The following is a 23,446-nucleotide window of genomic DNA, read 5'->3' as shown; positions in this document are numbered from 1 at the left end:
ACCGCGGCGCGGATTCAGGATCCCGTTGGGCGCGACGGCGGGGGAGAGACCGGCTTGGGGTCGTAGGCATAGGACAGCGCGTGATAGAGTGGCTCCGGCGCGAGCAGGCGGGACAGGCCGGCGGCCAGCAGCGCGGTCGCCAGCAGCGGCACCACCAGATGCACTTCGTTGGTCATCTCCATGACGATGACGAAGGCGGTCAGTGGCGCCTGAACCACGCCGGCGAAATAGGCCACCATTCCCAGCATGGCCAGCGCGCGCACATCGATATGGGGCAGAAGGCCGGACAGCGCCGCGCCAAAGCCGGCTCCCACGGAGAGGGAGGGCGAAAACAGCCCGCCGGGAATCCCCGCGGCGGAGGAGAGCAGAGTGGTCACGAGCTTGATCGGGGCATACCACCACGGATGGGTGATGCCCTGTTCGAGCAGGTCGCGGGTGGGCGCGTAGCCGGAGCCGCCGGCAAAGCCCTCCGTCGTCACGGCGAGCACCGCCACGATGAGGCCGATCAGGCCCCCGTAGAGCCAGGGCGTGCGCTTCAGGCGGCCGATCATTCCGCTATTGGCGAACGAGAGCGCGACCAGGCCGCGCGAGAAAATGGCACCGGCGATGCCGCCCATGATCGCGCAGGCGGCGACCGCCGTCCATCCGATCTGCTGGGGGAACGCCTCCGACGGAATGGTACCAAAATAGGAATACTGGCCCACCAGCAGCAAGCTCACGAGGCCGGATATGACCACGGCGTAGGAGATCATGCCCGAGAGGCGCTTGTCGTAGGATTTGGCCATCTCCTCGATGGCGAACATGATGCCGGCCAGCGGCGTGTTGAAGGCGCCCGCGATGCCGGCCGCAGCGCCCGCGAGGATCAGGCCGTTGGCGCGGCCGATGCCGACGAATCCCGCGAGCATCACCATGATCGCGCAGCCGAGCTGCACGGTCGGCCCCTCCCGGCCGATGGAGGCGCCTACGGCGAGGCCGGCGATGGTGAGGGCGACCTTGCCCAGAGTCACCTTCACGCTGAGCAGCCGGGCGCGATGGGCGGGATCGTTCGACCGGCGCGCGGATATGGCTTGCGGGATCCCGCTGCCCTGGGCGCCGTCGAAATAGCGGGCGGTGAGATGAGCGAACAGGCCGAAGCCGACCGGCGTTATGATCAGCAGCGCGTACGGCACCTCGTGCGAGATGGCGACATACAGCTCCTGCCCGCGATCGGCGGCGGCGGCAAACAGGACGGACGCGAGTCCAACCGCCACCGCGCCCAGGAGAAAGACGCATCGGCGCTGCCAGAAGATCCGCGACGTGAGAGCGACCCGCACACGCCGCAAATCCCGTTTAAACATCATGGTTCCCGCCTCACGCCCAGCCTTCCCAGGCGTTACGGGCTAGCGGCGCCACCGTCAATGCGCATGAACGGGAAAAGGCTCGGAATGCGGCGGTTCGGCCCATTGGGCCGGCGCTCCCACTTGGCGACAGACCACCGGGGGCGGGCGGACGCCTCTATTTGGAAACCGACTTGCGCTGAAGGGAGGGCTTCAGGGCAACCGGAGCTTCCACCATCTCCGCGCTCAAGCGCGCCACCGCGCGGCAGAAGATGGACATCACCAGCGCGGCAATGGCGCAAATGATGAGCTTGAACAGAAGGTCAAAGCCGGACATGGCCGCCTGAGGAAGATCAAACCCGTAAATCAGATATAAGAAAAGCGAGTAAGCCGTAGACGCAATCATCGAACACGTCAAAATCGCCGCGCAAGCGACGAAGAAAAACATGGACAATACGTTCATCAACTCCTGAACTTTGCGCATAAAACTTCCCCGTTAGCGGAGCTTCGTGAAACGGGTCAACTTGCGTCCGACTAAAATCATGATCTAAACACCCGATGGCTTTGCAATTATAGCAAACCCTAAGGGCAAGTTAAAGGGTGTCGCACAAGTTATCGAATGCGTGAATAAATCGGTTTACTCAGGTGAAATTTGTGTCCCGCTACCTTTGCATTTGCTGCGATGCACTGTGTCGCAGCATTGAGCGCGACAATCCTATGCGACGTGTCGCCTCATGCTGCCGCTGGCGCCAATCGGGATGCGGCCAGCGTGCGCGGTGATTGCGCGCCCTCCAACGCCAGCGCCGTGTCGTGCAGCGCCACCAGGGTGGAGCGATGGCCGATGGACAATAGCACCACCTTCGGCAGGCGCTGCGCGATCAAAGCATAGAGCCGCGCTTCCAGGGGCTCGTCCAACGCGGCGGTAGCCTCGTCCAGCAGCAGCACGTCGGGCCGCACCAGCAGCACGCGGGCGATGGAGAGGCGCTGCTGTTCGCCGAGCGAGAGCACATGGGGCCACGCGGCCGCCTCTTCGAGGCGCAGCACGAGAGCGGGAAGCCCCACCGCCGTCAGCACATCCTCGAACTGGGCGCGCTCATAGGCCTCCGGCTCGGCGGGATAGGAGAGGGCGGCATCCAGCCGGCCGGCGGGAATATAGGGCCGCTGCGGCAGGATCATCAGCCGCGCCTGCTCGGGCAGGGCGATTTCCCCCTCGCCGAACGGCCAGATGCCGGCGATCGCCCGCAACAAGGTGGTCTTGCCGGCACCCGACGGCCCGGTCACCAGCACCCGCTCACCCGGATGGGCGGAGATGCCCTGCGCGTGCAGCAAGGCGCTGCCATTGGGAAGGCGCACGTCCAGATTGGTAAGCCGCACCTCGGTGCCGCCGCTCTGCACATGGCGGAAGGCCGGAGCATTGGCATCGCGCTTCACCGCCGCCATGGAGGCTTCGAAACCGGTGAGCCGGTTCACCACTGCGGTCCATTCAGCCAGGGTCGAATAAGAGGAGATGAAGAAGGAAAACGAACTCTGCACGGACGAGAAGGCGGAGGCTGTCTGCATCATCGGCCCAAGCAGGATGGCGCCGGAGAAATAGGCCGGCGACACTACAACATAGGGGAAGATGGTGGAGATCTGGTTGTAGCCTGCGGAGAACCAGGTCAGGCGCTTCTGCGCGCCCATGAGGGCGAAGAAATTCTCCCGGATGCGAGAGAAGCGGCCGGTCAGGCGGCGCTCTTCCGCCGGCTCGCCGCGCAGCAGCGCGATTTGCTCGGCATTCTCGCGCACCCGCACCAGGTCCACGCGGAAGTCGGCTTCGTAGCGCTGCTGGTCGAAATTGAGGCGCACCAGCGGTTTGCCGATGAGATGGGCGAGCCAGGTGCCGACGCCGGCATAAATCAACGCAGCCCAGAACAGATAGCCCGGAATGAGGAGGCTGGTGCCGAAAAGCTTGAGGTCATAGGAGCCGGACAGGCCCCACAGGATCACGCTGAACGAGGCCAGCGACACGATGGTGCCCAGAAGCCCGATGCCGACGCCGATGGTCTGGCTGACGAACATGTTCACGTCTTCGGCGATGCGCTGGTCGGGATTATCCGCCGAATCACCGGACAGGCGCAGCCGATAATGCGTCTCGTCCGCCAGCCAATGGTCGAGATAGCGCTTGGTGAGCCAGCGCCGCCAGCGGATCTGGAGCCATTGCTTGAGATAGATCTGGTACACGGCGACGATGATCGCGCCGGCCGCAATGCCGCAGAACACCAGCAATTGCTTCTGGAACGCCGGAAAGTTCTTTTCCTGAATGGCGTCGTAAAAGGCGCTGTTCCATTGGTTCAGCAGCACCGTGGCATAGACCCAGCCAAGTTCCAGGGCGATCACCGCCGCGAGCAGGCCGAGCGCGCTCCAGCGCTCCTCGCTGCGGAAATAGGGCAGGGCAAGACGGCGGATATCGCGGAGCAGACGGAAGAGGGAGCGCATCGCGGTCCTGGCGTTGGTGACTTTCGCGCACCATAGGCCCAGGGCACGTGAAAAAACGATGGCCGGCATATTACCGCTTAGTCAGGTTCGGAACCGAAGGTCATCGCATTGCGAACCCCAGGCGGACCCCGGCGGCCGGTCAGGCCTCCTTCGCCATTTCCCGCAGCTTGAATTTCTGGATCTTGCCGGTGGAGGTCTTGGGGATCTCATCGAAAATGATGTGGCGCGGGCATTTGTAGCCGGCGAGATGGGCCCGGCAATGGGCGATCAGCTCCTCCGCCGTGACGCTCGCGCCTTCCCGCACTTCCACGAAGGCGACCGGGGTTTCGCCCCATTTGTCGTCCGCACGCGCCACCACGGCGGCGGCGCTGACGGCCGGATGCTTGTAGAGCGCGTCTTCAACTTCAATTGATGAGATGTTCTCGCCCCCGGAAATGATGATGTCCTTCGAGCGGTCCTTGAGCTGCACATAGCCGTCGGGATGCTTCACCCCGAGGTCGCCGGAATGGAACCAGCCACCGGAGAAGGCCTTGTCGGTCGCGGGCGGGTTCTTCAGATAGCCCTTCATCACCACATTGCCGCGGAACATGACTTCTCCCAGCGTCTCGCCATCGGCCGGCACCGGCACCATGGTATCGGGGTCCATCACGTCCAGCGCCTCCAGCGCGCCGTAGCGCACGCCCTGGCGCGATTTCTTCGCCGCCCGTTCGGGCGCGGGAAGCGCATTCCATTCCGCGTGCCATTCGTTCACGACCGCCGGGCCGTACACTTCGGTCAGGCCATAGACGTGGGTGACGTTGAAGCCGGCCTCTTGCATGGCGGCGAGCACGGCGGCCGGCGGCGGGGCGGCGGCGGTGATGAATTCGACCACGTGCGGCAGGGGGCGCTTGTCGCTGTCCGGCGCATTGAGCAGCGTCGACATGACGATGGGCGCGCCGCACATATGGGTGACGCCATAGTCCGCGAACGCATCGAAGATGGGCTTCGCACGGACCTGCCGCAGGCACACATGCGTGCCGGCGGCGAGCGATACCGACCACGGGAAGCACCAGCCGTTGCAGTGGAACATGGGCAGCGTCCACAGATAGACCGGATGCCGGCCCATGGCGCAGGTCACCACATTGCCCACCGCCAGCAGATGCGCGCCGCGATGGTGATAGACCACGCCCTTCGGGTCGCCCGTGGTACCGGAGGTATAGTTCAGCGCGATGGCGTTCCATTCGTCGCCGGGCATGGCCCAGTCATATTCGGGATTGCCGGTGGCGAGGAAATCCTCATATTCCAGTTCGCCGATGCGGGCGCCGGCGCCGGTGAATTCGGGGTCGTCATAATCGATGACGATCGGCTTGTTGGTGGAGAGCGCCAGCGCCGCCTTGATGACGGGCGAGAATTCGCGATCCGTGATCAGCACCTTCGCTTCGCCATGCTCCAGCGTGAAGGCGAGGATCGCCGCGTCGAGGCGGGTATTGAGCGCATTCAGCACCGCGCCGCACATGGGCACGCCGTAATGGGCTTCCAGCATGGCGGGCACGTTCGGCAGCATCACTGCCACCGTATCGTTGGGGCCGACCCCGCGCTTTTCCAGCGCCGAGGCGAGGCGCCGCGCGCGGGCATAGAAATCGCGATAATTGCGGCGCAGGGTGCCGTGAATGATCGCCGTGTGCTCGGGAAACACGCACGCGGCCCGTTCCAGGAAGCCAAGCGGGGTCAGCGGCTGGAAATTGGCGGGCGTCCGGTCGAGATCGCGATCATAAATGCTCACCATGGCGCTTCCCCTATCTTTTTGGGCCGTAACGGCGGGCCGAACCTAGCTGAGCCGTTCGGGCCGGCGCAATCACCCCGTGTGGTCGACAAAGGTCGTACGCAGTAGAGCGGACTTGCGTTGTGAAATCCCCCGCGCATCATGCGCGCCAATCAGAACACGTCTATCGGGAGGAACGTGCCATGCTCGACCTGGGCTCCAGCCGCTATGGCGAGGTTTATGCCCGCTGGCAGAGCGATCCGCAGGCCTTCTGGGCGGAAGCGGCGCGCGACATTGCCTGGATCGCGCCTGCGCGCACCGTGTTCGATCCCGACCTTGGACCCTATGGCCGCTGGTTTGTCGGTGGGGTGTGCAACACCTGCTTCAATGCGGTGGACCGCCATGTGGACGCCGGGCGCGGCGCGCAGGTGGCGCTGATCCACGACAGCCCGGTCACTGGCGTCAAGCGCGAAATCACCTATTCCGCCTTGCTGGCGGAAGTGCGCACCCTCGGCGCCGTGCTGCGCGACATGGGCGTCGGCAAGGGCGACCGCGTCGTCATCTATATGCCCATGGTGCCCGAGGCGGTGATCGCCATGCTGGCGTGCGCGCGCATCGGCGCCATCCATTCGGTGGTGTTCGGCGGCTTCGCGGCCAAGGAACTGGCGGTGCGCATCGACGATGCGGCGCCAAAAGTGATCCTCGCCGCCTCGTGCGGCATCGAGCCCAATCGCGTGGTGCCCTACAAGCCGCTGCTGGATGCGGCCATCGCGATGGCGACAGTAAAGCCCTCGGGCTGCCTGATCCTCCAGCGGCCGCAGCTTGCGGCGGACATGGTGGAAGGCCGCGATCTCGACTGGGCCGAGCAGCGGGCAACCGCCGCCGCCGCCGGACGGGGCGTGGATTGCGCCCCCATGGGCGCCACTGATCCGCTCTATATCCTTTATACCTCGGGCACCACCGGCATCCCCAAGGGGGTGGTGCGCGACACCGGCGGCCATATGGTGGCGCTGCGCTGGACCATGGACAATCTCTACGGCCTCAAGCCCGGCGACGTGTTCTGGACCGCCTCCGACATCGGCTGGGTGGTCGGCCATTCCTACATCGTCTATGGCCCCCTGCTGATGGGCTGCACCTCCGTGATCTATGAAGGCAAGCCGGTGGGCACGCCCGATCCCGGCGCATTCTGGCGCGTGGTGGCCGAGCACAAGGTCGCGGCGCTGTTCACCGCGCCCACCGCTTTGCGCGCCATCAAGAAGGAAGACCCGGACGCGACCTTCCTTGCCCGCTACGACACCTCCTCGCTGCGCACCCTGTTCCTCGCCGGCGAGCGGGCCGATCCCGATACGGTCGCCTGGGCCGGGGAAAAGCTGAAGGTGCCGGTGGTGGACCATTGGTGGCAGACGGAAACCGGCTGGGGCATCGTCGGCAATCCGGTCGGGCTCGGCCTTCTGCCCATCAAGCCCGGCTCGCCCACGGTGCCGCTGCCCGGCTATGACATTCATATCGTGGATGAAGCGGCAAAGCCGATGGCGAATGGCGTCATGGGCTCGATCGTCATCAAGCTGCCCCTGCCTCCGGGCTGCCTGCCCACCTTGTGGCAGCAGGACGAGCGGTTCCGCGAGAGTTATCTCGCCGAATTCCCCGGCTATTACAAAACCTCGGATGCCGGCTATCTCGACGACGACGGCTATGTGTTCGTGATGGGCCGCACCGACGACATCATCAATGTCGCCGGCCACCGCCTCTCCACCGGCGGCATGGAGGAGGTGCTGTCCTCCCATCCCGATGTGGCGGAGTGCGCGGTGATCGGCGTTAAGGATGCGCTGAAGGGCGAGATCCCGTGCGGCTTCGTGGTGCTGAAGGCCGGCGAGCGGCGCGCGCCGGAGATCATCGAGCGGGAATTGGTCGGCCTCGTGCGCGACCGGATCGGCCCGGTGGCCGCCTTCAAGCTGGCGGTGACCGTGGCGCGCCTGCCCAAGACGCGTTCTGGCAAGATCCTGCGCGGCACCATGAAGAAGATCGCCGACGCGGACGTGTGGACCGCGCCCGCCACCATCGACGATCCGGCGGTGCTGGAGGAGATCGGCGCCGTGCTGAAGCAGCGCGGCTATGGAGTCTAGAGCGTATTCAGTTCGGCGACCAGTGTTCGCCGAACGTGCCTAGCGCTTGGCGGGCGAAAAACCGCGCTCCTTCGGCGCAAGCCTCGGCACAGTACGGCACCGTAGAACGGACCGGGTGGGGATGAAAATCCCGATCCGTCCGTTACGCCGGTGGTGAGCCTTGCCGATGAAGAAGCTGCTGTTCGTGATTCCGCCTTACTTCAACGCGGCGGACTATCTCGACAAGACCCGCGCGGCGGTGCTGCCGGCCTTCACCATTCCCTATGGCATCCTCTCCATGGAAGCCTATCTCCGCGCCCAATGCGCGCGGCTCGAAGACCTGCGGCTGCTCGATCTGAACGTGACGCTGAAGCGCCTGGTGGAAGAGCGCGCCGTCGATGGCTACGAGGACGTCTTCCGCGCCGAACTGCATGCGGTGCTTGCGGATTTCCAGCCGGACATCGTCGGCGTGTCGGCCCTGTTCAATTCCTCCTTCGGCTATATCCAGACCCTGGCGCAGGCAGTGAAGGCGTTTCGCCCGCAGATCCTCACGATTGCTGGCGGCGGCCTGCCCTCCGCCGCTTTCAAGCTGATGCTGGAGGCATGCCCGGACCTCGATGCCATCTGCAAGGGCGAAGGGGAATTGCCGCTCAAGGCATTGCTCGACGCGGACGATCCCGCGACGGTCCTCGCCGCGCACAAATCGTGGGTGACGCGGGACGGCGTGCAGGCGGGGAAGGTGCCCGCGCATAGCTTCATTGCCAATCTCGACGAGATACCGCAGATGAATTACGCGATGCTCGATCTGGATCATTACAACAATCGCGGCATCGACAAGAAATACACCGACCAGCCCAAGCGCGAAATGGCGATCCACACCTCGCGCGGCTGCCCGTTCCTGTGCGTCTTCTGTTCAAACCCCTCCTTGCACGGACAGGACGTGCGCTTCATGTCGGTGGACCGCATCATCGCGGACGTGACGCGCATGCGGGACGAATTCGGCATGACGGTGCTGATGCTGGAGGATGATCATTTCTTCCACGACAAAGCGCGCGCGAAAACCTTGCTACGGGCCATGGCGGACCTTGGAATCCGCTGCGAGTTTCCGAACGGGGTCGCGGTCTATGCCATCGACGAGGAGGTGGCGGAGCTGTTTTCCAAGGCCGGAGTCTCGGCGGTGGCGCTGGCGGTCGAATCCGGGTCCGACCATGTGTTGAACCACATCATCAAGAAGCCGCTGAAGAAAAAGCTGATCCGCCCCGCCGTGGAGGCTTTGCGCAAGTTCGACGTGCGTTCGCATGTCTTCATCGTCACGGGCCTGCCCGGCGAGCAGGACGAACATCGCCAGGAAACCCTGGAGATGCTGATCGAAAACGGCTTCGACTGGGTGCACGTCTATCTTGCGATCCCGATTTTCGGCAGCCGCCTTTACGACATCTGCGTCGAGAAAGGCTATATCGAGAATACCGACAATGCGAACTTCGTGGCGACCCGATCGGTCATTCGCGCCCCCGGCGTCGATCCGGTGAAGCTGGAGGCCTATGCCTACGAAACCCAGCTCAGGGTCAATTTCGTCGAAAACTACAATATCAAGATCGGCCGCTACGATCTGGCGCTGAACTACATGAAGAATGTCGTCGCCAAATATGAGGACCACGCCTTCGGCCACCTCTATGTCGCGCTGTGTTATCGCGGGCTGGGCGATGCCGCGCAGGCCGCGTTCCATGCGGCCGCGGCGCGCGAGGTGTTCGCGCGCGATGCCTGGTGGCGAACGCTCGCGGAGCGCTATGGCGTGGATTATGAATCGCTGCTCGCGGCGCTCGCCGCCATCGCGCCGCCGGTTGCCGCCTTGTCCGCCGCCTGAGCGACAGCGCGCCGCCGCACCTGACGCCGGCGCGCTTCAGCCATTGCGGCCTTCGGCGCGACAGGTCTTTAGCGCGACAGGTCTTTAGCGACGTCCGCCATTGTCGATCGAGGGATCAATGCAGGTGTAGCCGACGAAGCATTGCTTGACGTCCCGCGTCGGTACGAAGGCGGGCTTGGTGACTTCGGAATAATTGCAGAACGAGCGGTCGCGCACATAGCGGTCATAGGTCAGCCCGCCGGTGCCGAGCACCGTGCCGCCCGCCTTGGTGACGAAGCTCAAAGCCTGCGCGCAGGTCATGGTCACGCTGGAAGGGCCGTTGGGATAGGCGCTTTGCGCCATCGCCGTGCCGGAGCCGGTGAGCGCGCCGGCCAGCGCAAATCCGGCCACCATTGCCAAGCCGGCGAGCACCGGGCGGGCGCTATGGCGGGCCTGGGCATTTGCGTTGCCGGTCAAGCTGCGGAAGATTGTCATGCGACTCGTCCTTGCGAACCCCAACTCCGGCGCGACATTACTCCGCGATGCGCCCGCCAGCCTGCGAAAAATATCCATGAGCGATGACATTGAGTTTAACCGGCGCTTCGATGTGCCGCCCGGACAGGTGGAACAGGTGGCGCCCAACGTGCGCCGCATCGTGGCGCCCAATCCCTCGCCCTTCACCTTCACCGGCACCTGCACCTATATCGTCGGGCGCGGCAATGTGGCGATCCTCGATCCCGGTCCCGACGATGCCGCCCATATCGCTGCGGTGCTGGATGCGGTGCGCGACGAGAATGTGAGCCACATCGTTATCACCCACACCCATCGCGATCATTCCCCCGCCGCGCCGGCGGTGCAGGCGGCGACCGGCGCGCGCACGGTGGGGGAAGGGCCGCATCGCCCGGCCCGTCCCCTGTTCATCGGCGAGATCAACCCCATGGATGCGAGCGCCGACACCGATTTCGTGCCCGACATCGTGCTTGCCGACGGGGATGTGCTCACCGGCAGCGGATGGACGCTGGAGGCGATCACCACGCCCGGCCATTGCGCCAACCATCTCGCCTTCGCCCTGCACGAGGACGCATTGGTGTTCTCCGGCGACCATGTGATGGGCTGGGCGACCTCCATCGTCGCGCCGCCCGATGGGTCCATGGGCGATTATGTGCATTCGCTGGAGAAGCTGGCCCAGCGCAGCGAGACGCTCTATCTGCCCGGCCACGGCCCGGCGGTAAACGATGCGCCCGCCTTCGTGCGCGATTATCTCAACCATCGCCATGCCCGCGAGGCGGCGATCCTGCGCGGCTTGGAGCGCACCTCCACCATTCCCGAACTGGTGCGCGGCATCTATATCGGCCTCGATCCCCGCCTGTTCGGCGCCGCCTCGCTCACCGTGCTCGCCCATCTGGAACATCTGGTGGAGAAGCGGCAGGTCGAGACCGAGGGCGCACCCTCCATCACCGGGGATTATCGCATCGCGCGCTGAGGCGGGTCCGGCGTTTCGGCATCGGCATGGCGGTTCGCCATGCCGTCCGGGCTCGATGCTGCCGGGCGCACATGCAGATTGTAGCTGCCGGTGCGCTCGGGAGGAGCAGTTGCCTGTGGATCGTGGGCACCGCTTGCCGCTTCGTCATATCCCCGGCGACTGGAAATGAAGAGCAATGCCATCAGCCCGCAGCCGAGGAGCAAGGTGAGGACGACGCCGAGCACCATGGGAATATAATCGGTCGCCTGCATGGGCGCGTTCGCGCCGGCCTCCCAGCCCACCACCATCCACCACAGAGCGAGCCCGAGTATCCCGAACAAGGGCAGCACGAGCAGCACGCGCTTCATGGGCATTTCTCCTGTGGGCCGGTCCGCGAAGGCCGCGTGCCGGCCTTCTCCCGCGCGGCGTGGTGCGGCACGGTGCATCCATGTGCGGACGCTTCATCCAAAGCTACGGGCCAGTCTATTACATGGAGCGCCTTGGCCTTGAGTCCAAGAACATGCCCCTGCCCAACGCGCCGGCGCGCTTCAACGCCGCGCCGACCCAGGATCTGCTGGTCATCCGGCGCAATCCTGAAACGGCGCGCGCGGAAATCGGCCTGCTGCGCTGGGGGCTGGTGCCCTCGTTCGCCAAGGACATGAAGGGCGCGAGCGCGCTCATCAATGCCCGCAGCGAGACCGTGGCGGAGAAGCAAAGCTTCCGGGCCGCCTGGCGGAAGCCGCGCCGCTGCGTCATCCCCATCGACGGCTTCTACGAATGGCAGCGCACGGCCACGGGCCACCAGCCTTTTCTCATCGCCTTGCGCAGCCGCCAGCCCATGGCGCTCGCAGGTTTATGGGAGGGGTGGAAGGATCCGGCCTCGGGCGAATGGGTGCGCACCTTCACCATTCTCACCTGCGCCGCGAACCCGCTTCTGGCGCCGCTGCACGACCGCATGCCGGTGATCCTCGATCCGGCGGACATCGCGCGCTGGCTGGCGGATCCTGCGCCGTTCGATCTGATGAAGCCCTATCCGGCAGCGGCGATGGAGATGTGGGCGGTCTCCGCCCGAGTCAATTCGGTGCGCAACGAGGGCGAGGACCTCGCGCTCCCGGTCGCGGTCTGAGCCCGTACGCGCCCGGCCTTATTGCCGCTTCTTGCGGCGCTCGGCGGAAATATCGGCCAGAAGGCTGGAAATGCGCCAGGAATTCTCGCCCAAATCATGCACGCCGAAACGCGACATGGAGCGGATGTCGATACGCGCGCCCCGCGCGGTCGGCCGCACGCGGATGACCACGTCGTTGCGCAGGCCGAGCAGCGGGGTCATGGCCACCGCCTCGATCTGCCCGTCGCGCAGGCCGCCGCGCGGCGGCACCGCGTCGAGCACCCGCCAGCGCCGCTTCTGCACCAAAGCGAGCATGGTGTTGAAGGCTTCCTCCGGCGTCGCGTCGAGGTCGATGGGCTTGATGCCCGGATAGGCGGAGCGCTGCATTGCCGCCACATCCTCGCCCGGATAAATGGCCGGATTTGCGGCGCGCGGGCGTGCGAAGCCCATGGCGCGGAAATAGGGCGGGTCTTCCATGTCGGTGGAAAGATCGGTGAGCGGCGGCAGCATCACGCCGCGCGCCAGCACGGCGGCCGGCCCCGCCAGCACGAACAGCGCGATCGCCAGCGCGCCGATGGCCTTGCCGAGTCCGCGCCATCCGCTTTCCCAGATGGAAATGCACGCCGCAACCGCGACCAGCGCGCCGACCACCGCAAGGCCGAGCCCGGCGCCCACGGTGGCCATGGCGGGTTCGAAGTCCAGCAGATTGGCGCGATAGAGCACGGAGGCCAGCGCAATCACCGGGATGGCGAACAGGGCGAGCCGCAGGCTCCAGGATGCGAGGGCGGAAGATCGCTCCTCCACATAGAGCTGGCGCTTGATCATGGCTGTCGCGTCGGTGTCCCAGGAGGCGCTGTTCGGAGTGCCCGGCGCCGCATCACGCCGATCTATGCCCGCTTTTCATGTGCGTTTCCAGCGCCGGCTGTCACGCGTCCAGAAGGCGGGCCGGCAAATCGGCGATGGAATCCACCACCAGATCGGCCGCGCCATAGAGATGCTCCACCGGCGCCGGTCCGGTGCGGACCAGGATGAAGCGGGCACCGGCACTGCGCGCGGCGGTAAAATCGTGCTCGCTGTCGCCCACCACCGCCATGGCGTGGGGATCGAGCGCGAGGCTTCGCGCCAACGCGCTCACCATGCCGGGACCGGGCTTGGAGCCGAAGCCGGAATCATAGCCGTGGATCGCCTCCAGATACGGCATGAGGCCCAGCGCCTCGGCCTGGGTGCGGGCGTTGGATTCCGCGTCATTGGTGACGATGGCGAGCTTGAGCCCACCCTGGTGCAGGCGCTGAAGCACCTGATCCGGCGCGCCGATCGGGGTGAGATGAATGAGACCGGCCTCGCGGAACAGGCGATCGATGAGGTGCAGGAAGTCCTCATCCGCCGGCCGCGCCAGGGTCTGCGCCCAGAGCGGCCCGTAATGGGCCGAGGAGCCGGCGACCAAAGGCGAGGATGGCAGGAAGCGCTCCTCGCCCGGCAGATATTCGCTGATCGCCTCCAGCCGCGCCAGGGCGGCGGCATTTCCGGCCGCAAGCGTGCGCATGACGGAGCCGGCGGACGGGCCCCAGGTCCGGTCGAAATCCACCAATGTGCCGTCCTTGTCGAATAAAACCGCCTTCAGGTCGCGCATGGGGCCTCCGCACAAGGAGAAAATAGGGAAAGCGCCCGATGCGGCGCGAACAGTTTCATGTGTTGTGGAAGCCGGAACGAAGAAACACAAGGCGCGCACTCAGCTTCACCTTGGCTGCGCGTGTATGGTGTGGATAGGCGTTCACATCATGAAGCCATCTGCCTATGATCGCGCCGATGAGACTGCGATCCCCGCTTCCCTGGTCGCCACCCGCGCGGTGGACCGCCATGCCCCATCGCATCGCGCGGGGTCGCCGCCTCAAGGCGCATGCGGGCCTGTGGCTCGCGCTTTTGCTCGCGGCCGCCGCACCCGTGCTCATGCCGCAGCCCACGCAGGCCGCAACCAGCGCCGCGCCGCGCCCGCCCGCCTCCCTGCCGGTTGGAAAGCCGCGCATTCCCCTCGCCAAGGTGCCCTTGCCGACGCCGCGCCCCGATATTCTGGATGCGGAGATCGAGGCCGAGGACGCGGCGGAGGCCGAATCGCAACCCGCCGAGGCGCAGCCGGCTCCTGCGGCCTTTGCTTTTCCGCCGTTTGCCGCGCTGGCGCCCGCGCCCGCCTTCGCCGCGCCGCCGGCTCCGGCTCCGGAAGTCGCCGAGGCGGCGCCATCGACCGCGCCTTTGCCGCGCCTTGCCAATGTTCCCATGCCCCGGGCACGCGAACCCTTGCCGGGCGAGGAGGACGCGGAGCCCGCGGCCGAGGACAAGCCGGCTCCGGCGTTGGTCTCCCCGCCGCCGCCGAGTGGATCGGCCGCGCCCGGCGCGCCGCCGGCTTCCGGTGCGCCCGCCGAGGTGGTCGCGCCGGGAAACTTGCCCGCCTTATGCGCGGCGCTGGTGGATCAGCAGGCCCTGGTGGCGACCCCGGCGCCGCCGGTCGCGATCAAGCCCGGCTGCGCGCTGCCGGCGCCGGTGCATGTCACGGCGGTGCGGCTGGCGGACGGCCATCTCGTGACCCTGTCGCCCGCCGCGATCCTCCAGTGCGAGATGGCGGCGGCGGTGACGCAATGGATCCGCGATGATCTCGGCCCGGCGGTGGCGACGCTCGGCACCCGGATGGAGACCTTCAAGGTCGCCGCCTCCTACGACTGCCGCCCGCGCAACCGCATCAAGGGTGCCAAGATGAGCGAGCACGGGCAGGGCAATGCGATCGACTTCGGCGGCTTCGAGACCGCCGACAAGCGGGTGATCGAGGTGAAGAACGGCGGGTTTCCCATTGCCCTGCAGGAACGCATCAAGGCGGATGCCTGTACCCGCTTCTCCACCGTGCTCGGCCCGGGATCGGACGGCTATCACGAGGATCATATCCACGTGGACATCGCCAAGCGCCGGCTCGACATCAAGCTGTGTCGCTGGATCATCAAGACGCCGGCACCGGCCGTGATCGCGACGCGCGATGCTGGCAAGGACGCCACCGGCAAGGACGCCACCGGCAAGGACGCTACCGGCAAGGATGGGGCCGCCGCGCCGGAGGAAGCGGAGGCGCAGGAAGCATCGCCGGCGGCGTCACGCGCGCCGGGAGACAGCGGCGCGGCGACGATGCGGGACAAGGTCCCGCTTCCCCTGAAGCGGCCGCAGATCAAGCCCGGCCCAAAGGCTGCCGGCGACGGCGGGAAATCGCCCGGAGGCTGAACCGAGGCCGGATGTCGCGCATCCGCGAGATATTCCGTGGGGTAAATTCTACCGACGATTCCGCGCCGTTAATCGAAGCGGCTTGTGTGCCTCTGCTCGCATCTTCCGGTGGTCCCGGGTTGCGGCCGTCCCGTCGCGCGGCAGCCGACGCGGGCTGTCCGGCGCGATCAGCCATCGGCATTGGCCGGATGCGCCTGCATTTGCGGGCAGCCGGAATGCGCGGAGCGCGATCCGATCCTCGGGCGCCACGGCTTGGGCCAAGGCGTCGGGGCCAAGGCATGGGGGCCAAGGCATGGGAAACGAAAAAAGCCGCCGTGCAAGAGCGCGGCGGCTTTTTCAGCGGTCCTTTTTCAACGGTCCGTAGCGAAGGCGGGGCTCAGAGCACCACGACTTGCGCGCCGACCGGGACGCGATTGTAGAGGTCGATCACGTCCTCATTGAGCATGCGAATGCAGCCCGAGGAGATGGCCTGGCCCAGCAATTCCGGCTGGTTGGTGCCGTGGATGCGGAACAGCGTGTCCTTCTGGCCCTGGTAGAGATACAGCGCGCGAGCGCCCATCGGATTATGCGGGCCGGGGCCCACATAGGCCGGGAGGCCGGCAATGCGCTGGTGGATCTCCGGGGTCGGGGTCCAGCTCGGCCATTCGGCCTTGCGGCCCACCTTGGCGTCGCCGCGGAAAGCCAGGCTCTCCTCGCCCACCGTCACGCCGTAGCGAATGGCCTGGCCATTGCCCTCGACGAAATAGAGCAGCTTCTTGTCGGTATCGATGACGATTGTCCCCGGCTTCTCCTTGCCGGTGTACTCGACAATCTGTCGTGCAAACATCCCCTCGGGCTTCACCTTCGGATAGGGCGCCTGCGCGAGCAATTGCTTGTCTCGCGGCTTGAGCGACGATTCCGGAGCGGGCTGAGGCGTGGAAGCCATGCAGCCACCTAATAGAAGTCCAAGCAGAACAGCCGCGACCGCCCGCTTCGCCATGACCGCCTCATACCAAAATAGGGTGAACAGATTCGTTTCGTAGAAATGGATTACCCGAACCCTGCCACGCCTTGAAGAGGCCACGAACTCGCCACGCCGCAGCGCAGAAAAACGTGGCAAAAATGTCTCAGTGTCTCACCTTTCGTCACCCGTTAAGACCGTGTTGAAAGGCCTGCGCAATGCTCTCGCACTAAGACCTCTGCAATGTCGCAGCTCCTGCACAGTTTCGACGCAGTTGCCCACCATCTGTCAGTGGTCTTCACACCCAGGGGCATCTGTTTTAGGCAGATGCCATCGTTAGGAGAGAGTACGATGTCTAGCAATCAGCCAGGGCCGGGCGAAGCCCCCCGCGCGGAGACCGAAACAAACCGTTACGGCGCCCATTCGGGCCAGTGGCGCGAGATCGGGATCACGGCCGTTGCTGCCGCCGCCGCCGCTGCCCGTCTCGCCAGCGAGACCAAGGCCGCGACGCCGAAGAGCGCCGGAGAGCCCAACAAGGTCGTCACCCTGCGCGATATCGACCACCTCGCGGCCTGAACCGCGCGTTCCGGCCTGAGCCGCGCTTGCCAGCCCGTGCAGGGCCGCGCATGTATCGCCTGAAGCGGACGCCCGTGAGCCGCGTTCGCGAGCCGAGACGGTGAGACATGCTGGTGGCCTATTGCCTGGTTGACGGTGCGCTGAAGGCGCAGACCGTTCCACACGATGGCGAGGTGCCGACGGATGCGCTGTGGCTGGATCTCGTGTCTCCTGCGGACCACGAGGACGAGCAGATCGAGCGCGCGGTGGGGGTCGAAATTCCCACCCGGGAAGAGATGCGCCAGATCGAGCCATCCAGCCGGCTCTATGTGGAAGGCGGCGCCGCTTACATGACGCTGTCGATCCTGTGCGGCGCCGATACCGAGGCGCCGTCGGTCGATCCGGTCACCTTCATCCTGGTCAAGGGGAAGCTGGTGACGGTGCGCTACGCCAATCCCAAGCCCTTCACGGTGCTCGCGACCCGGCTCAATAAGCTGTGCGCGCAGACCACCGGCGGGCAGATCATGATGGAACTCCTCGACACCATCGTGGATCGGGTGTCCGAGGTGCTGGAGCGGGCCGGCACGGATATCGAGCGCCTGTCCAAGCGCGTGTTCGAGCGCGACACCGAGGGCGGCAACCGCACCCAGCGCTATCGCGCGATCCTGACCCATATCGGCCGCAAGGAGGGCTTGCTCTCCTATGCCAGGGAAAGTCTCGCCTCACTGTCGCGGGTGCTGGCCTTCATCGGCACCGAGGGCGATTCAAAGCCTCTCGGCCCGGACACCAAGAGCCAGATCAAGAGCATGACGCGCGACGTCGCGGGCCTCTCGGATTATGCCAATTTCCTCGGCAACAAGCTGCAATTCCTGCTGGACGGCACCATCGGCATGGTGGGGCTGGAGCAGAACAACATCATCAAGATTTTCGCCGTGCTCTCGGTGGTGCTGATGCCGCCCACCCTGATCGCCTCGATCTACGGCATGAACTTCCAGCACATGCCAGAGCTTGCCGAGACCTATGGCTATCCGATCGCGCTGACCGCGATGGTGATCTCGTCGATCCTGCCCTACCTGTTTTTCAAATGGCGCCGCTGGCTATAGCTGCCGCTCCGCTCACACGTTCTGCCCACCGTCGATGTGGATCTCGGCGCCGTTGAGATAGGACGAGGTTTCGGTACACAGCACATAGATGATCTTCGCCACCTCGTCGGGCGTGCCGAGCCGCTGCAAGGGGATCTGCTCGACGATCTTGTCGGTGCCGGGGGAGAGAATGGCGGTATCGATCTCGCCCGGCGCGATGGCATTGACGCGGATGCCGCGCCGGCCGAAATCCACCGCCATCTCGCGCGTGAGCGCCGCCAGCGCGGCCTTGGAGGTTGAATAGGCCGCCCCCGCGAACGGGTGCACCCGCACGCCGGCGATGGAGGTGACGTTCACCACCGAGCCACGTGCGGCTTCCAACTGCTCCACCAGCCCGCGCGCCAGCATGATGGGTGCGAAGAAATTCACCTGGAACACATGGGCCCAGGTCTCGCGCGTCGTGTCGAGCGAGCCGAGGCGCGCGCCGCCCGCGCCCTTGGGCGAGATGCCGGCATTGTTCACCAGGGCGTGCAGTTCGCCGGCCGGCAGGCGGTTCTTGATTTCGGCGATGGCGGCTTCGGTGTTCTCCGGGTCGGAGAGGTCCACCTGGATGTGGTCCTCCGGCCCGGCCGCCCAGGGGCATTGCTCGGGAAACGCGTGGCGCGAGCAGGTGATGACCCGCCAGCCGGCGCTGGAAAAGCGCTTCACCGTCGCGTGGCCGATGCCGCGCGAGGCGCCGGTCAGCAGCATGATGCGTGGCGATTGGTTGCTGGCGGACATGGATTCCTCGAAACGTAAAGCCGTGTGGCGCGCCCGGCGCCTTCTCCCGGCAGGCAGCACGGGCGGGAGGCGGGGTCAAGCGCGGCGGCCCGCGTCCCCGCATCGCGGCCTGCCCGCCTCAGGGATAGAGACGCGTGCGGGTCCAGTCGCCCTCCGGCTCCGGGCGGCGGAACACGATGCGGTCATGCAGGCGGAACGGGCGATCGTGCCAGAATTCGATCGCCACGGGCACGATGCGGAAGCCGGTCCAGTGGGGCGGGCGCGGCACGGAGCCGAGGGCGTATTTCGCCGTGGTCGCGGCCACCGCCGCCTCGAAGGCGAAACGCCCCTCCAGCGGCTGCGACTGCTGGCTGGCCCAGGCGCCGATCTGGGACAGGCGCGGACGAGTGGCGAAATAGACGTCCGCTTCCGTATCGGTGACCTGCTCCACCGGGCCGCGCACCCGCACCTGCCGGCGCAGCGACTTCCAGTGAAACACGAGCGCCGCCTTGGGGGTGTCGGCAAGCTCGCGGCCCTTGGCGCTCATCGTATTGGTGAAGAAAACGAAGCCGCGCGCATCGAGGCCCTTCAACAGCACCATGCGGGCATCCGGCAGGCCGTCCCGGTCCACGGTTGCGAGGGTCATGGCGTTGGGATCGTTGGGTTCGGTGCGCCCGGCCTCGTCGAGCCATTCGGCAAACAGGCGAAAAGGCTCGGGACTCTGCGTGAAATCACCGCCTGTTAAGGGGTTTGCGGCTTCCATAGGCGAATCGGACATGGCTGGGAGCCCTTCCCGTGTGGCGTCATTATGAAACGGCGGACCAAGGCGACGCAGAGACCGCCTTATATAGGGCGATCGCCCGGCGCCGCACAGTCGTCCGGCCATTGGTCGCAGGGGCGCTTTTGTGCACCGCGCTGGCGCTGTCCGGGTGCGGCTCTCTGCTGGGCATGTCGGATGACGATCAATTGGTGACAGGCTCGCTGAAACCCCAGCCGGTGGCGCTCTCCATGCCCGTAGGGGAGGCGCCGCAGGGCATCGCCTCCACGGATTGGGTCCAAGCGAAGGTCGCGCTCGACCAGGCGCTGAAATCGCGCGATGCTGGCGCAAGCATGCCGTGGCAGAACACCATCACCGGCGCGCGCGGGACCTCCACGCCGCTGGGCGCGTTGAAGGACAACGGGTGCCGCGACTTCCGGATCGGCGTCGTCGACAGCACGGGCGAACATTGGGTGCAGGGCGAAGCCTGCCGTGATGGCAAGGCAACCACCCTGTCGCAGGTGCGAGTCCTTGGACGGGCTTGAGCCCCGCTGTTGAAATAGGGCACCCTGTTCCCACATGAAGGGCGAGGTCGGCCGGAAAGCGCCGACCCTGAGGTGAATTTGCATGCGTGATCCATACGACGTCCTCGGCGTTGCCAAGAACGCCGACGAAGCGGAGATCAAGCGCGCCTATCGGCGGCTGGCGAAGAAGCTGCATCCCGACGCCAACCAGGGCGACCCGAAGGCGCAGGACCGCTTTGCCGAGCTGAATACGGCCCATGAGATTCTGGCCGACGCCGAAAAGCGGGGCCAGTTCGACCGGGGCGAGATCGATGCGGACGGCAAGCCACGCGCCCCGGATTTCTCCGGTTTCGGCGGCGGGCGCGGCCGGCCCGGTCCGGGCGGCTTTTCCGGCTTCGACGGCGACACGATTTTCGAGAGTTTTTCCTTCGGCCCCGAGGGGGTGCGACGTAATCCCCGGCGCGGCCCCGACCTGGGCGAGGATCTTGGCGATATGTTCGGGTTCGGCCGCCAGCGGCGCGGAACGCGTGGCGGCATGCCGGAGCCGGGCGCCGATATCGAGCTGACCTTGCCGGTCAGCTTCGAGGAGGCGACCCATGGCGCTGGAAAGCGGGTGCAATTGCCTAGCGGCAAGCAGGTGGAGGTGAAGATCGCCGCCGGCACGCTGGAAGGCCACCGCATGCGCCTGAAGGGGCAGGGGGAGCCGAGCCCGCTCGGCGGTCCGCCGGGCGATGCCTTCGTCACCATCAGCTACGCTCCGCACGAGAAGTTCAAGCGCGAGGACTTCGACCTGCGCTATGAGGCCGACGTGACGCTTCCTGATGCCGTGCTGGGTGCCAAGGTGCGCGTGCCGACGCTGACAGGGGCCGTGGACCTGAACATTCCCGCCTGGACCTCAGGCGGGCGCACCTTCCGGCTGCGCGGCAAGGGGCTTCCCAAGGCCTCCGGTGGACACGGCGATCTGCTGGTGAGCGCCAATCTGGTGCTGCCGGCCGACCACGACCCGGAGCTTGAAGCGCTGATGCGCAAGATGCGCGCGGTCGCCGAGGAAAAATGACGCCGCGCCCGGCGGCGGCGCGTCCGCGTCGTTGCGGGTCGCGCCCTGAGCCTCGTGCCCTGAGCGCCGCGTCGGTGCGTCGCGCCTTGCTGTTGAAGCCGTGGTTGGCCCATCCCTGTGCTGCGACCTCATTTGCCGCCGGCGCCAAGTGCCGCGCGGCGTGCCGCGTCATGGGCGCACGCGCCTTAGAAAGAGCAGCACATGATGGCTCGCATGGTACGGATATGCACGGCGAGCCTCGTGGTCGGCGCGTTTGCACTGCCCGGCGCGGGCCTCTGCCCAGTCCACGTCGGCGCCCGCCAGTCACGATGACACCATGCCCACGGCAATGCCAGAGCCTGCCGCTTCCCCGGCGGCTCCCAGCGCTTCCCCGGCCACTGCGGCGCTCCAGGCGCAGAACGCCAAGATGCATGCCGACATGGCCATCGCTTATACGGGCGATGCCGACGTCGATTTCGTGCGCGGCATGATCGCTTATCACCAGGGGGGCCATCGACATGGCGAAGGTGGAGCTGAGCTAGGGTACGGACCCGCAGGTCCGCAAGCTGGCCGAGGGGATCATCGTGGCGCAGGAGCAGGAAATCGCCGAGATGCGCAAATGGCTCGCCGCCAAGGGGCGATGAGATCCACGGCGGGAAGCGCTTAAGACATGCTTCGAAGCAGGACGCGAAAATGAAAAAGGCCTCGCCGCCGGCGAGGCCTTTTTGTCGGATGGCTGATCCGGCGTGGGTCAGACCGCGATGCGGTCGGCACCGGCCACGGGTTCGCGCAGAACATAGCCGCGACCCCAGACGGTCTCGATGTAGTTCTTGCCCGCCGAGGCGTTCGCGAGCTTCTTGCGCAGCTTGCAGATGAACACGTCGATGATCTTCAGCTCGGGCTCGTCCATGCCGCCGTAGAGATGGTTCAGGAACATCTCCTTGGTGAGCGTGGTGCCCTTGCGGAGCGAGAGCAGCTCCAGCATTTGGTATTCCTTGCCGGTCAGATGGACCCGCGCGCCTTCCACTTCCACCGTCTTGGTGTCGAGGTTGACGATCAGGTCCCCGGTCTGGATCACCGACTGGGCATGGCCCTTGGAGCGGCGCACGATGGCGTGGATGCGCGCCACCATCTCGTCCTTGTGGAACGGCTTGGTGAGATAATCATCGGCGCCGAAGCCGAAGCCCTTCACCTTGTCCTCGGTGCCGGCGAGGCCGGAGAGGATGAGGATGGGGGTTTTCACCTTGGCGACGCGCAGGTTGCGCAGCACCTCGAAGCCCGACATATCCGGAAGGTTTATGTCGAGCAGGATGATGTCGTATTCATAGACCTTACCCAGGTCGATGCCTTCTTCACCGAGATCCGTCGTGTAGACATTAAAGCTCTCGGACTTCAGCATCAGCTCGATGCTTTGGGCCGTCGCACTGTCGTCCTCGATGAGCAAGACGCGCATGGCAATCCCCTTCCTCGCAACAACCCGAAAAGCGGCGTGCCGCCCTTGGTGTGCTCAGCCGACAGTGTGATTCGCGATACGTGTGATGAATCGATACCCGATACCGATTCATCTGGACAAGAGTCCTTCGAAAAAACTTTGTGCATGAATGCGAAGACTGACTCTCCGCACGCCGCTAAAGTTGTTTCGGCCGACTCGGCCTGTATCTCCACACCATCTCCCGAGCCTCGGGAGCGTCGGGTAAGGGGCTTTTTCGAAGCGCCCTCATCCGAACCGTGGAGGCATCATTAACGAAGTCGGTAAACGATTGGTTTCCGTCCCGCGAGGTTAAGCGATTTTCCTGGCCAAAGCGGCGGGGCGGTAAGGAAAGGGCAAGAGGTCGGCGTCATTGTGGCTCTGGAAGCGCCGGGAACTTGGCCGCCGCGTTCATTTGTGCCTTCGGAGTATCGCGTTCCATGAAGTCGCGTGAACCCCTGATCCGCGCCAAGCGGTTCAAGATCGAGGATGCGCGTCGGCGCATCGTGCGGATAGATGCCATGATCGCCGAGTTCGACCGCATGGCGGCCGATCTCGATCGCGACATCGCGGGAGAGGAGGAGCGGTCGGGCATTTCCGATCCGCGCCATTTTGCCTATTCCCCACTCGCCGCCGCGGCCCGCCAGCGGCGCGACAATCTCTCCCGCTCCGCCCAGGATCTGCGCACCCAGCGCGACGAGGCGGAGGGCGCCCTTGCGGACGCCGAGGCCCAGCTTCAGATGGAAGAGGCCGCCAGCGAGCGCGAACGCGTGAGCGAGGCGGAAGCGCTGGAGCGTCGCATCGGCTGGCGCATGGGCGAGCCGGCCCGGGCCTGAGGGCCTTGCCCGAGGGCTTGGCGTGAGGGTTTCGCGGGTGCCGGCCGGCGTCCACGCCCTGTGAGGTTCCGTACAAAAAGGACGTAGTTTCAACTTCTTGCCTGCGAAAGGGCCAGAAGGGCTTCACCTTTGGCGGGTCTTGATTTAGCCTCATTTCCTTGGGGTGCGGCGCTTCCGCCGCGCGCGGGCC

At 65.7% G+C, this 23,446-nt stretch carries 22 protein-coding genes and 1 pseudogene; 11 read left to right on the top strand and 12 right to left on the bottom strand.

Features of this window, described 5'->3' with window-relative positions; genetic code table 11:
- Positions 1 to 14: 14 nt before the first annotated feature.
- The 4 genes from V5G24_RS14860 to V5G24_RS14845 form a co-directional block, all read right to left on the bottom strand.
- Positions 15 to 1,340, bottom strand: coding sequence for a chloride channel protein (locus V5G24_RS14860; protein WP_394081626.1), 1,326 nt, complete (start codon positions 1,338 to 1,340; stop codon positions 15 to 17).
- A 154-nt stretch (positions 1,341 to 1,494) separates the two neighbouring features.
- On the bottom strand, positions 1,495 to 1,800 hold the full coding sequence (locus tag V5G24_RS14855; RefSeq protein ID WP_394081628.1) for a hypothetical protein: 306 nt from the start codon (positions 1,798 to 1,800) through the stop codon (positions 1,495 to 1,497).
- A 248-nt stretch (positions 1,801 to 2,048) separates the two neighbouring features.
- Positions 2,049 to 3,791, bottom strand: coding sequence for an ABC transporter ATP-binding protein/permease (locus tag V5G24_RS14850; RefSeq protein ID WP_394081630.1), 1,743 nt, complete (start codon positions 3,789 to 3,791; stop codon positions 2,049 to 2,051).
- A 139-nt stretch (positions 3,792 to 3,930) separates the two neighbouring features.
- The gene (locus V5G24_RS14845) at positions 3,931 to 5,556 is read right to left on the bottom strand and encodes an acyl-CoA synthetase (protein ID WP_394081632.1); all 1,626 of its coding nucleotides are present in this window, start codon (positions 5,554 to 5,556) and stop codon (positions 3,931 to 3,933) included.
- Between the two features lie 179 nt (positions 5,557 to 5,735).
- On the opposite strand from V5G24_RS14845, the gene V5G24_RS14840 reads away from it, so the two are divergent.
- Both V5G24_RS14840 and V5G24_RS14835 read left to right on the top strand, forming a co-directional pair.
- Positions 5,736 to 7,655, top strand: coding sequence for a propionyl-CoA synthetase (locus tag V5G24_RS14840; RefSeq protein ID WP_394081634.1), 1,920 nt, complete (start codon positions 5,736 to 5,738; stop codon positions 7,653 to 7,655).
- 166 nt (positions 7,656 to 7,821) lie between these two features.
- On the top strand, positions 7,822 to 9,498 hold the full coding sequence (locus tag V5G24_RS14835; protein WP_394081636.1) for a B12-binding domain-containing radical SAM protein: 1,677 nt from the start codon (positions 7,822 to 7,824) through the stop codon (positions 9,496 to 9,498).
- Positions 9,499 to 9,582: 84 nt separating this feature from the next.
- Here the strand turns inward: V5G24_RS14835 and V5G24_RS14830 are convergent, their stop codons facing one another.
- A complete protein-coding gene (locus tag V5G24_RS14830; protein ID WP_394082104.1) occupies positions 9,583 to 9,891 on the bottom strand; it encodes a hypothetical protein in 309 nt (102 codons plus the stop codon).
- 157 nt (positions 9,892 to 10,048) lie between these two features.
- Between V5G24_RS14830 and V5G24_RS14825 the strand changes: the two genes are divergently transcribed.
- A complete protein-coding gene (locus tag V5G24_RS14825) occupies positions 10,049 to 10,960 on the top strand; it encodes an MBL fold metallo-hydrolase (protein WP_394081638.1) in 912 nt (303 codons plus the stop codon).
- On the opposite strand, the gene V5G24_RS14820 is transcribed toward V5G24_RS14825, so the two are convergent.
- On the bottom strand, positions 10,942 to 11,307 hold the full coding sequence (locus tag V5G24_RS14820) for a hypothetical protein (protein WP_394081640.1): 366 nt from the start codon (positions 11,305 to 11,307) through the stop codon (positions 10,942 to 10,944). The genes V5G24_RS14825 and V5G24_RS14820 overlap by 19 nt on opposite strands.
- Positions 11,308 to 11,387: 80 nt before the next feature.
- Between V5G24_RS14820 and V5G24_RS14815 the strand changes: the two genes are divergently transcribed.
- Positions 11,388 to 12,065 carry an SOS response-associated peptidase gene (locus tag V5G24_RS14815; RefSeq protein ID WP_394081642.1) on the top strand — a complete coding sequence of 226 codons (678 nt, stop codon included), beginning with the start codon at positions 11,388 to 11,390 and terminating at the stop codon, positions 12,063 to 12,065.
- Between the two features lie 18 nt (positions 12,066 to 12,083).
- Here the strand turns inward: V5G24_RS14815 and V5G24_RS14810 are convergent, their stop codons facing one another.
- Both V5G24_RS14810 and V5G24_RS14805 read right to left on the bottom strand, forming a co-directional pair.
- Positions 12,084 to 12,869, bottom strand: a complete 786-nt coding sequence (locus V5G24_RS14810) for a DUF1499 domain-containing protein (protein WP_394081643.1) — start codon at positions 12,867 to 12,869, stop codon at positions 12,084 to 12,086.
- A gap of 100 nt (positions 12,870 to 12,969) precedes the next feature.
- Positions 12,970 to 13,674 carry an HAD family hydrolase gene (locus V5G24_RS14805; RefSeq protein WP_394081645.1) on the bottom strand — a complete coding sequence of 235 codons (705 nt, stop codon included), beginning with the start codon at positions 13,672 to 13,674 and terminating at the stop codon, positions 12,970 to 12,972.
- Between the two features lie 227 nt (positions 13,675 to 13,901).
- Here V5G24_RS14805 and V5G24_RS14800 point away from each other — a divergent pair, with 227 nt between their 5' ends.
- Positions 13,902 to 15,299, top strand: coding sequence for an extensin family protein (locus V5G24_RS14800; RefSeq protein ID WP_394081647.1), 1,398 nt, complete (start codon positions 13,902 to 13,904; stop codon positions 15,297 to 15,299).
- 376 nt (positions 15,300 to 15,675) lie between these two features.
- Here the strand turns inward: V5G24_RS14800 and V5G24_RS14795 are convergent, their stop codons facing one another.
- Complete coding sequence (locus V5G24_RS14795; protein ID WP_394081649.1) at positions 15,676 to 16,278, bottom strand: L,D-transpeptidase; 603 nt, start codon at positions 16,276 to 16,278, stop codon at positions 15,676 to 15,678.
- 312 nt (positions 16,279 to 16,590) lie between these two features.
- Between V5G24_RS14795 and V5G24_RS14790 the strand changes: the two genes are divergently transcribed.
- Both V5G24_RS14790 and V5G24_RS14785 read left to right on the top strand, forming a co-directional pair.
- On the top strand, positions 16,591 to 16,815 hold the full coding sequence (locus tag V5G24_RS14790) for a hypothetical protein (protein WP_394069164.1): 225 nt from the start codon (positions 16,591 to 16,593) through the stop codon (positions 16,813 to 16,815).
- A gap of 107 nt (positions 16,816 to 16,922) precedes the next feature.
- Positions 16,923 to 17,897 (top strand): magnesium transporter CorA family protein, encoded by a 975-nt coding sequence (locus V5G24_RS14785; RefSeq protein ID WP_394081651.1) that lies wholly within the window; start codon positions 16,923 to 16,925, stop codon positions 17,895 to 17,897.
- A 12-nt stretch (positions 17,898 to 17,909) separates the two neighbouring features.
- On the opposite strand, the gene V5G24_RS14780 is transcribed toward V5G24_RS14785, so the two are convergent.
- Positions 17,910 to 18,656: an SDR family NAD(P)-dependent oxidoreductase gene (locus V5G24_RS14780; protein WP_394081653.1), complete on the bottom strand. Its 747-nt coding sequence runs from the start codon at positions 18,654 to 18,656 to the stop codon at positions 17,910 to 17,912.
- 118 nt (positions 18,657 to 18,774) lie between these two features.
- Positions 18,775 to 19,413 carry a pyridoxamine 5'-phosphate oxidase gene (gene pdxH, locus V5G24_RS14775; protein ID WP_394081655.1) on the bottom strand — a complete coding sequence of 213 codons (639 nt, stop codon included), beginning with the start codon at positions 19,411 to 19,413 and terminating at the stop codon, positions 18,775 to 18,777.
- Between the two features lie 17 nt (positions 19,414 to 19,430).
- Between pdxH and V5G24_RS14770 the strand changes: the two genes are divergently transcribed.
- The 3 genes and pseudogenes from V5G24_RS14770 to copM all read left to right on the top strand — a co-directional run bounded on the left by V5G24_RS14770 (position 19,431) and on the right by copM (position 21,596).
- Positions 19,431 to 19,937 (top strand): hypothetical protein, encoded by a 507-nt coding sequence (locus V5G24_RS14770; RefSeq protein WP_509292243.1) that lies wholly within the window; start codon positions 19,431 to 19,433, stop codon positions 19,935 to 19,937.
- Positions 19,938 to 20,019: 82 nt separating this feature from the next.
- Entirely contained in the window at positions 20,020 to 20,973 is a 954-nt protein-coding gene (locus tag V5G24_RS14765) for a DnaJ C-terminal domain-containing protein (protein WP_394081659.1), read from the top strand.
- A 316-nt stretch (positions 20,974 to 21,289) separates the two neighbouring features.
- Positions 21,290 to 21,596: pseudogene (gene copM / locus V5G24_RS14760) on the top strand (CopM family metallochaperone).
- Positions 21,597 to 21,703: 107 nt separating this feature from the next.
- On the opposite strand, the gene ctrA reads toward copM, so the two are convergent.
- A complete protein-coding gene (gene ctrA / locus V5G24_RS14755; RefSeq protein WP_394081661.1) occupies positions 21,704 to 22,405 on the bottom strand; it encodes a response regulator transcription factor CtrA in 702 nt (233 codons plus the stop codon).
- Positions 22,406 to 22,860: 455 nt separating this feature from the next.
- Here ctrA and V5G24_RS14750 point away from each other — a divergent pair, with 455 nt between their 5' ends.
- Positions 22,861 to 23,256: a flagellar export protein FliJ gene (locus V5G24_RS14750; RefSeq protein ID WP_394081663.1), complete on the top strand. Its 396-nt coding sequence runs from the start codon at positions 22,861 to 22,863 to the stop codon at positions 23,254 to 23,256.
- Positions 23,257 to 23,446 lie beyond the last annotated feature (190 nt).

The organism is Roseixanthobacter finlandensis (assembly GCF_043195105.2).
In the GTDB taxonomy this organism is placed as follows: domain Bacteria; phylum Pseudomonadota; class Alphaproteobacteria; order Rhizobiales; family Xanthobacteraceae; genus NCEH01.
This window is presented reverse-complemented; position numbering and strand designations above follow the sequence as displayed.